Here is an 8,247-nt window from a genome sequence, read left to right as displayed (position 1 = left end):
GCGGTGTTGGCGCCGGCGACGTACGCGGCGTGGTGCTTGTCGTGGTGGAGCTCCATGATCTTGCCGGAGATGTGGGGCTCGAGGGCGGCGTAGTCGTACGGCAGATCGGGCAGCGTGTAAACGGTCATGACGTTGATCTTGCAACCTCGAGTGCGCTCGAGGTCCAGCGGCGTGTGCGGGATGTCACGCCGGTGCGGTGCGACCGGGTCGCCTAGTCTCGTTGCGTGTCCGGAAGCCCCCACTCCCACGATCCGCATGCGCCGCTGCCGGTCGAGATCCCCGTCACCGATTCCATCGCCGACGAGTCCCTGGACCTCAAGACGCAGATCGTGCGTTTCGTGCTCACGGGTGGCTTGTCCGCCGTCGTCGACTTCGGGCTGTACCTGTTGCTGCTCGCGGTCGGCCTGCCGATGCCCGTCGCGAAGTCGATCGGCTTCATCGCCGGCACCACGACGGCCTACCTGATCAACCGCCGCTGGACGTTCAAGGCGGAGCCGAGCCGGGCCCGCTTCGTCGCCGTCGTCGCGCTGTACGCGGTGACGTTCGCGGTGCAGGTGGGTCTCAACCAGCTGATGGCCGACGTCTTCCCGGACGAGTGGTGGCGCATCCCGCTGGCCTTCGTGATCGCGCAGGGCACCGCGACGGTCATCAACTTCGTCGTCCAGCGCGCCGTCATCTTCAAGATCCGATAACTGTCTGGACAGCTGTCTGTAGAGTCTTCCGATCCGGTGTGGAACAGGTTACATTTCCTGATACCGACCACCCCGGAGGAGTCAGATCGTGCGCTACGGCATCAGCCTGTTCACCAGTGACCGAGGCATCACTCCCGCGACGGCCGCCCGCGCCGTCGAGCAGTGCGGGTTCGACGCGTTCTACGTGCCCGAACACACCCACATCCCGGTCAACCGGGCGTCGAACCATCCCGGCACCGGCACCGACGCGCTGCCCGACGACCGCTACATGCGCACCCTCGACCCGTGGGTCGCGCTCGGCACCGCCGCCTCGGTGACGTCGCGGATCCGGCTCGGCACGTCCGTCGCACTGCCGCTCGAACACGACCCCATCACCCTCGCGAAGACCATCGCGTCGCTCGACCACCTGTCCGGCGGCCGCGTCACGTTCGGTGTCGGCTTCGGCTGGAACGCGGAGGAACTCGCCGACCACGGCGTCGACCCGAAGAAGCGTCGTACCGCGCTGCGCGAGTACCTCGAGGCGATGCAGGCGCTGTGGACACAGGAGGAGGCGTCGTACGACGGCCAGTTCGTGAAGTTCGGTCCCAGTTGGGCGTGGCCCAAGCCGATCCAGCAGCCGCGCCCGCCGGTCCTCGTCGGTGCGGGCGCGTCGGAGAAGACGTTCGGGTGGATCGCGCGCTCGGCCGACGGCTGGATCACCACCCCGATCGAGCAGGACATCGAGGACAACGTCACGCTGCTGCGCAAGATCTGGGCCGATGCCGGCCGCACCGGGGAGCCGGAGATCATCGTCCTGGCCGGCAAGCCCGACGCCGACAAGCTCGCCCGCTGGCAGGACCTCGGCGTCAGTGAGGCGCTGTTCGGCATGCCCGACGCCGACGAGGAGCAGGTGATCACCTACCTGCAGCGCCTGGCCTCCAAGCTCGGCATCGGCGGCTGATCAGCGCGGCGGACCCTCCGTCAGCACCATCGAGCCCGACCGCTGCGCCCCGGCGGCGTCGATCCACGCGACGTCGACGACATCGCCGGGATGCAGCGCGATCATCCGGATGGTGAGGTCGGACGCCGTGCGGATCGGGACGCCACCGAACTGCACGATCACGTCGCCGCGCGCGAGCCCCAGTCCCTCGGCGGGGGAGCGGTAACTCACCTGGACGACCTGCGCGCCGGACGCCGTCCCCGCCCGCGGATCGGCGTGGTCGCGGACGCTCACGCCGAGCTGGGGGGTGGGGCCGATGTGCACCGAATCGGAGGTGCGCCCCGCGAGGATCTGGTCGACGACCCCCATCGCCGAATCGATGGGGATCGCGTACGACTGCGGCGCGGGCGCCGACGGCTCGTCCCGTTGGACGGCGTTGCCCGCGCTGCTCACCCCGATCACCTCGCCGAACGCGTTGACCAGCGGCCCGCCGGAGTCGCCGGGCCGGACGTCGGCGTTCACCTCGATGAGCCCGGCGAGTTCGTTGCGGGACCCGTCGGCGGAGTTGCGGGTGAGGACCGTGACCCCGAGCCGGGTGACCGCGCCCGGCGCCGACTGCGGGACACCGCCGCCCTCCGCGTTCCCGATCGCGGTCACCGGATCGCCGACGCTCGCCGTCCGCGACGACCCCAGCGCGGCGGTCGGTAGCGCGGCCGCTCCGGGCAGACGCAGCACCGCCAGGTCGCGGGAGCTGTCGTAGCCGAGCACCTCCACCGGGTACGGGACGCCGTCGCGCATGCTCTTCGCCGTGATCTCCGTCCCGCCGTCGATCACGTGGTGGTTGGTGAGCACGATGGCCGCCGACTCCGCGGGGCGCAGCACGATGCCGGTGCCCGCCGTCGTGCCGAGGCCGGTCCGGGACGTGATGGTGACGATCGTCGGGACGACGCGGTCGGAGATCTGCTGCGGTGCCAACGGAACAGGCGGCGGCGGGGCCGGCGCGACGACCGTCGTTGCCTGTACCTGCTTCGGGGCGTCGATTGTGCCGTGTTCGAGAGGAATCGCCAGGAGTGCGAGGCCCACTGCGGCGAGCACTGCGATCGCAGCGCTGGCGCGGCGCACCCCGGCGGCTCTCATCGGCTCAGTCGTGTCCCTCCCGGTACACCGGCAGCAGGCCGGAATCGCGGGCCTGCAGCAGCGTCGGCGCCGCCAGATCCTTGTCGGACAGCGTCCACTGCAGCGGGCTGCCGTCGCGTGCGACGACCGGCCAGTCGATGCCGATACCCGGATCCAGCGGGCTCACCTCGTGCTCACGCTCCGGGTTGTAGCCCGTCGAGCACAGGTAGATCGCCGTCGAATCGTCCTCGAGGGACAGGAAGGCGTGGCCCAGGCCCTCGGAGATGAAGACGGCGCGGCGGTCGACGTCGTCGAGCAGCACCGAATCCCACTGTCCGAACGTCGGGGAGCCCACCCGCAGATCGACGACGACGTCGAGGATCGCGCCCTTGGCGCACGTGACGTACTTGGCCTGGCCGGGCGGGACGTCGGCGAAGTGGATGCCGCGCAGCACGCCGGCGGCCGACACCGAACAGTTGGCCTGAGCCAGATCGAGGGTGCGACCGATGTTCGCGGAGAAACCGGGCTCCTTGAACCATTCGAGGAACACCCCGCGGTGGTCGCCGAACTGTCGGGGCGTGATCTCCCACGCCCCCGGAACCTTCAACTCCCGATAATCCATGGTCACCATTCTCGGCCGCGGTCGAGCAGCCCCAGCAGGTACGTCCCGTAACCGGACTTGACCAGTGGCTCGGCCCGCTCACGCAGTTCGTCGTCGGAGATGAAGCCGCGTCGCCACGCGACCTCCTCCGGGACGCCGATCTTGAGGCCCTGCCGCTGCTCGATGGTGCGCACGTAGTTGGACGCGTCGAGCAGCGAGTCGAAGGTGCCGGTGTCGAGCCAGGCGGTGCCGCGGGGGAGCACCTCCACCTGCAGCCGTCCGGCCTCGAGGTAGGTGCGGTTGACGTCGGTGATCTCGTACTCGCCGCGCGCCGACGGCGTCAGCTCCTGCGCGATCGAGACGACGTCGTTGTCGTAGAAGTACAGCCCCGGCACCGCGTAGTTCGACCGCGGCTGCGCGGGCTTCTCCTCGAGGGAGATCGCGGCGCCGGTGTCGTCGAACTCGATGACGCCGTACGCGCCCGGATCCGACACCCAGTATCCGAACACCGCGCCGCCCTTGACGTCGTGGAAGCGAGTGAGCGTCGTGCCCAGGCCGGGGCCATAGAAGATGTTGTCGCCCAACACCAGTGCCACCGAGTCCGACCGGATGTGGTCGGCACCCAGCACGAACGCCTGCGCCAGACCGTTCGGCTCGTGCTGGACCTGGTAGCTCAGCGAGATGCCGAACCGGGAGCCGTCGCCCAGCAGGTTCTGGAACTGCGCGGCGTCCTGCGGGGTGGTGATGATCAGGATGTCGCGGATCCCGGCCAGCATCAGCGTCGAGAGCGGGTAGTAGATCATCGGCTTGTCGTAGACGGGCACCAGCTGCTTGCTCACGCCCAGCGTGATCGGGTGCAGCCGGCTGCCCGTCCCGCCAGCCAGAATGATTCCGCGCATGTAGAGCAGTGTTTCACGGGTGACTGCGCGAGCGCGGTGGAGTGCGAAAGACCTAGCGCTTACGCATCTGAATCGCCGCGATCGTCGCAGTCGCACACAGTGCAATCGACGACAACAGGAGCAACCACAGCCCCCATCCGATGTCGGGGCCGATCATCTCCCCGAAGAACTCCTCGTCCTCGGTGGACAGATTGGCCATGTCGTAGATCGCGACCAGCAGGCAGATCGCGCCGACCGCCGTACCCGCCCACTGGAGGCCGAACCGCGGCGGCACGGTCCGGGTCAGCAACATGCCCAGCGCCGCCGCGGCGAGGGCGCCGAGGATCAGCGTGATCACGCCGTCGCCTTCGGTGCCACCCACGCTGATCCCGAGGAACGTCACCCACGGTCCGATGCTGCCGATGATGACGCCGGCGCTTGCGGCGAGAGCGCCGATCAGCATCGGACGGTGCTTCGGTGCGGTGACGGGCGGGGGCCCGTACGGGGGCGGGCCGGCCGGCCACGAGCCCTGCGGCAGGGGTTGCTGCGGGTTCTGGCCCGGCATCGACGGGTAGCCCTCAGGGCCGGGGTGGGACATGCATCCTCCGTGGTCGACTGGAGCGGAACGAAATGGCCACGCTATCCGGATACCGGCCGAATGGTCCGTAATTCGGGACATTCGTCGCGATCTCGTCGACCGTGCCACCCGCGGCTGTGCCGGACCCTCGTGCCAAGCAGGGACGGACATGTCCCGTTAGCGTCGAAAACGACCGATGACCAAAGACCTGCCCCCAGCAGCTCCCCGTCTGAAGGGACCAGACGCATGCAGGATTCGACGACGTACGGTCCCGGAGAACGGTCGGCAGCGGACTCTCCCGGGGCCGGCCAGGACGTGGACCGTCGTACGTTGCACAAGGCCATCGCCGGTTCGGCGATGGGTAACGCGACCGAGTGGTTCGACTACGGCGTGTACGCCACGACAGCCACCTACCTGACCCAGAACTTCTTCCCCGGGCATCTCGGCTCGATCGGCACGATGCTCGGCTTCGCGGTCTCGTTCGTGCTCCGCCCGTTGGGCGGCATGATCTGGGGGCCGCTCGGCGACCGGCTCGGCCGCAAGGCCGTGCTGGCGACGACGATCCTGCTGATGTCGGGCGCGACGGCGCTGATCGCCGCGATCCCGTCGTACGCGTCGATCGGGATCGCCGCACCGATCCTGCTGATCCTGCTGCGCGTGGTGCAGGGCTTCTCCACCGGCGGCGAGTACGGCGGCGCCGCCACGTTCATGGCCGAGTACGCCCCCGACGACAAACGCGGCCGGTACGGCAGCTTCCTCGAGTTCGGCACCCTCGGCGGGTTCGCGGCCGGCACCGCGGTGGTGATGCTGTGCGAACTGATGATCTCCGACGAGAACATGGCGTCGTGGGGCTGGCGGATCCCGTTCCTGATCGCGTTGCCACTCGGCCTGGTCGGCTGGTTCCTGCGCAGCAAGCTCGACGAGTCGCCGGTGTTCGACGAGGTGGACGCGCAGGGCGACAGCCAGGATTCGATCCTGGGCGGGCTCGCCGACCTGCTGAAGAACTACTGGCGTCCGATCCTGGTCCTGACCGGCATGGTGGTGGCGCTGAACGTGGTCAACTACACGCTGCTCACCTACCAACCGACCTATCTGGAGTCGACGCTGGGACTGAGCACGCAGGCGACGACGGTGATCATCCTGGTCGGCGAGCTGGTCATGATGGCGTGCATCCCGTTCTTCGGTCGCTGGTCGGACACGCTCGGCCGCAAGCCGATGTGGTGGGGTTCGCTGATCGGGCTGCTGATCGCCGCCGTGCCGATGTACTGGTTGATGGCGCAGGGATTCGGATGGGCGCTGCTCGCGTTCGCGGTCCTCGGCCTGCTGTACCTACCGCAGTTGGCGACGATCTCCGCGACATTCCCGGCGATGTTCCCGACACAGGTCCGCTACGCCGGCTTCGCGATCGGCTACAACGTCTCGACGGCCGTCTTCGGTGGCACGGCCCCGCTCGTCAACGACGCGGTCATCCACTCGACGGGCTGGAGCCTGTTCCCCGCGATCTACATGATGGGCGCCTGCGTCATCGGGTTGGTCTCGGTGGCTTTCCTGCGTGAGACCGCCGGGGTGTCGCTTCGCGGCACCTCGATCCCGGGCGAGGAGGAGACGACGCCGGAACCGGCGCGGGCGTGAGACGCCCGCCTCCGTCGGTAGTCTCCCCGGTATGAGGCTGCTCGTCACCGGTGGCGCCGGGTTCATCGGTGCCAACTTCGTCCACCAGACCGTCACGGAACGGCCCGACGTCCGGGTCACGGTCCTCGACGCGCTGACCTATGCGGGCAACCGGGCCTCGCTGGACGCGGTGGCCGACCGGATCGACTTCGTGCACGGCGACATCGCCGACGCCGAGGTCGTGAACCGCCTGGTGGCCGACTCCGACGCCGTCGTGCACTTCGCGGCCGAGTCGCACAACGACAACTCGCTGGCCGATCCGTGGCCGTTCGTGCGCACCAACGTCGTGGGCACGTACACGCTGCTGCAGGCGGTCCGCGACCACGACGTCCGCTATCACCACATCTCCACCGACGAGGTGTACGGCGACCTCGAACTGGGCGACCCGGCGCGGTTCACCGAGTCCACCGCCTACAACCCGTCCAGCCCCTATTCGTCGACCAAGGCGTCGAGCGACCTGCTGGTGCGGGCGTGGACGCGGTCGTTCGGGATCCGCGCGACGCTGTCGAACTGCTCCAACAACTACGGCCCGTTCCAGCACGTCGAGAAGTTCATCCCGCGGCAGATCACCAACCTGCTCGACGGCGTCCGCCCCAAGCTGTACGGACAGGGCCGCAACGTGCGCGACTGGATCCACGTCGACGACCACAACCGCGCGGTGTGGGACGTCCTCGAGCGGGGCACGATCGGGGAGACTTACCTGATCGGCGCGGACGGCGAGGTCGACAACCGCACCGTCATCGCGATGCTGCTCGAGATCTTCGGCAGGGACGCCGACGACTTCGATTTCGTGCCGGACCGGCCCGGCCACGACCTGCGGTACGCGATCGACTCCACCCGGCTGCGCACCGAACTCGGATGGGAGCCGCGCTTCCGGGATTTCCGCAGCGGTCTCGAGGCGACCGTGCAGTGGTATCGCGAGCACCCCGAGTGGTGGCGCCCGGCGAAGGCCGCGACCGAAGCCGGATACGCGCGCACCGGGCAGTAGCCGCAGCCTGCGCGAACCCCTCGATCCGGCCACGGCGGCGACGCCCTGGCGGTAGCGTGACCAGCATTCGTGTCGGGATCTGTCGCTCGGGGGTCGAACCGGAGGGGGCACTCGTATGGGGGCCGGACAGCAGAAGCACAGTGAGCACGCTCGACGTCTTGCCTGCCGGGCACTCGTTGTCGCGTCCGCGCTCGGGGTGGTGGCCCTGGGCTCCGTCGGTACCGCCGCCGCGGACCCGGTCGCGGGCGCGCCGGCGTGCGCGCCCTTCCGGGTGGAGGGGCTGCTGGCAAATGTCACCGCCACCGTCGCACCGGGCCTCGAGCTACCGGTGCCGTGCCAGGACGCGGTCGGTGTCGGCTACGTCGGGCCCGCCGAGATCCAGGCCGGCGCGATCGGCTCGGCCGTCGCCGCCGGTCTCGGCAGCCTCGGACTGCTTGCCGCGAGCAGCATCGACTGGAACAACATCGGCCCCGACAACACCGGCTCGTTCAACCTGGGCTGGGCCAACACCGGCTCCAACAATGTCGGGTCGGCCAACACCGGGTCCGGCAACGTCGGGTCGGCGAACACCGGGTCCGGCAACGTCGGGTCCGCCAACACCGGGTCCGGGAACCTGGGGTCGGCGAACACCGGATCCTTCACCTACGGTTCGATCAAGACCGGGATCGGACCGATCGCCGCGGGCTCGCTGGGTATCGGCACGCTGAGCTGAGCGGCGTCACGCGACATCGGACATAACCCCTGTGTTGATACCCTGCGAACAGCGGGAGGGCTGCGCGCCGACCTGACACATCGAGGGAAATCT

The 8,247-nt window shown here is 68.9% G+C and carries 9 protein-coding genes and 1 pseudogene; 5 read left to right on the top strand and 5 right to left on the bottom strand.

Annotated elements, in window-relative coordinates:
- Positions 1 to 128, bottom strand: a pseudogene (locus LCL87_RS16725) (superoxide dismutase); the annotation flags it as partial.
- A 96-nt stretch (positions 129 to 224) separates the two neighbouring features.
- On the opposite strand from LCL87_RS16725, the gene LCL87_RS16720 reads away from it, so the two are divergent.
- Together LCL87_RS16720 and LCL87_RS16715 are read left to right on the top strand one after the other, a co-directional pair.
- Positions 225 to 692 carry a GtrA family protein gene (locus tag LCL87_RS16720; protein ID WP_510850786.1) on the top strand — a complete coding sequence of 156 codons (468 nt, stop codon included), beginning with the start codon at positions 225 to 227 and terminating at the stop codon, positions 690 to 692.
- An 88-nt stretch (positions 693 to 780) separates the two neighbouring features.
- On the top strand, positions 781 to 1,632 hold the full coding sequence (locus LCL87_RS16715; protein ID WP_225021557.1) for an LLM class F420-dependent oxidoreductase: 852 nt from the start codon (positions 781 to 783) through the stop codon (positions 1,630 to 1,632).
- Here LCL87_RS16715 and LCL87_RS16710 read toward each other — a convergent pair whose 3' ends face one another.
- Genes LCL87_RS16710 through LCL87_RS16695 form a run of 4 tightly spaced genes read right to left on the bottom strand, consistent with a single transcriptional unit; the run spans position 1,633 to position 4,804 of the window.
- Complete coding sequence (locus LCL87_RS16710) at positions 1,633 to 2,748, bottom strand: trypsin-like peptidase domain-containing protein (RefSeq protein ID WP_225021555.1); 1,116 nt, start codon at positions 2,746 to 2,748, stop codon at positions 1,633 to 1,635.
- A gap of 4 nt (positions 2,749 to 2,752) precedes the next feature.
- Positions 2,753 to 3,349 carry a dTDP-4-dehydrorhamnose 3,5-epimerase gene (locus LCL87_RS16705; RefSeq protein ID WP_225021553.1) on the bottom strand — a complete coding sequence of 199 codons (597 nt, stop codon included), beginning with the start codon at positions 3,347 to 3,349 and terminating at the stop codon, positions 2,753 to 2,755.
- Between the two features lie 2 nt (positions 3,350 to 3,351).
- Complete coding sequence (gene rfbA, locus LCL87_RS16700; RefSeq protein ID WP_225021551.1) at positions 3,352 to 4,227, bottom strand: glucose-1-phosphate thymidylyltransferase RfbA; 876 nt, start codon at positions 4,225 to 4,227, stop codon at positions 3,352 to 3,354.
- 52 nt (positions 4,228 to 4,279) lie between these two features.
- Entirely contained in the window at positions 4,280 to 4,804 is a 525-nt protein-coding gene (locus LCL87_RS16695) for a hypothetical protein (RefSeq protein ID WP_225021550.1), read from the bottom strand.
- Between the two features lie 225 nt (positions 4,805 to 5,029).
- On the opposite strand from LCL87_RS16695, the gene LCL87_RS16690 reads away from it, so the two are divergent.
- The 3 genes from LCL87_RS16690 (at position 5,030) to LCL87_RS16680 (ending at position 8,154) form a co-directional block, all read left to right on the top strand.
- Positions 5,030 to 6,415 carry an MFS transporter gene (locus tag LCL87_RS16690; protein ID WP_225021548.1) on the top strand — a complete coding sequence of 462 codons (1,386 nt, stop codon included), beginning with the start codon at positions 5,030 to 5,032 and terminating at the stop codon, positions 6,413 to 6,415.
- Positions 6,416 to 6,446: 31 nt separating this feature from the next.
- Positions 6,447 to 7,442 (top strand): dTDP-glucose 4,6-dehydratase, encoded by a 996-nt coding sequence (gene rfbB / locus LCL87_RS16685; protein WP_225021546.1) that lies wholly within the window; start codon positions 6,447 to 6,449, stop codon positions 7,440 to 7,442.
- 115 nt (positions 7,443 to 7,557) lie between these two features.
- Positions 7,558 to 8,154 (top strand): pentapeptide repeat-containing protein, encoded by a 597-nt coding sequence (locus LCL87_RS16680; protein ID WP_225021545.1) that lies wholly within the window; start codon positions 7,558 to 7,560, stop codon positions 8,152 to 8,154.
- The last annotated feature ends 93 nt before the right edge of the window (positions 8,155 to 8,247 follow it).

Origin of the sequence: Prescottella equi (genome assembly GCF_020171745.1) — a bacterium.
Lineage (GTDB): Bacteria > Actinomycetota > Actinomycetes > Mycobacteriales > Mycobacteriaceae > Prescottella > Prescottella equi_A.
The sequence above is the reverse complement of the archived record's forward strand: the minus strand, read 5'-3'. Positions and strand labels throughout refer to the sequence as shown.

Excerpts from the sequence above, each read along its gene's own strand:
- LCL87_RS16710 (WP_225021555.1), bottom strand. The coding sequence starts at position 2,748 with ATGAGAGCCGCCGGGGTGCGCCGCGCCAGCGCTGCGATCGCAGTGCTC.
- LCL87_RS16705 (WP_225021553.1), bottom strand. The coding sequence starts at position 3,349 with ATGGATTATCGGGAGTTGAAGGTTCCGGGGGCGTGGGAGATCACGCCC.
- rfbA (WP_225021551.1), bottom strand. The coding sequence starts at position 4,227 with ATGCGCGGAATCATTCTGGCTGGCGGGACGGGCAGCCGGCTGCACCCG.
- LCL87_RS16695 (WP_225021550.1), bottom strand. The coding sequence starts at position 4,804 with ATGTCCCACCCCGGCCCTGAGGGCTACCCGTCGATGCCGGGCCAGAAC.
- LCL87_RS16690 (WP_225021548.1), top strand. The coding sequence starts at position 5,030 with ATGCAGGATTCGACGACGTACGGTCCCGGAGAACGGTCGGCAGCGGAC.
- rfbB (WP_225021546.1), top strand. The coding sequence starts at position 6,447 with ATGAGGCTGCTCGTCACCGGTGGCGCCGGGTTCATCGGTGCCAACTTC.
- LCL87_RS16680 (WP_225021545.1), top strand. The coding sequence starts at position 7,558 with ATGGGGGCCGGACAGCAGAAGCACAGTGAGCACGCTCGACGTCTTGCC.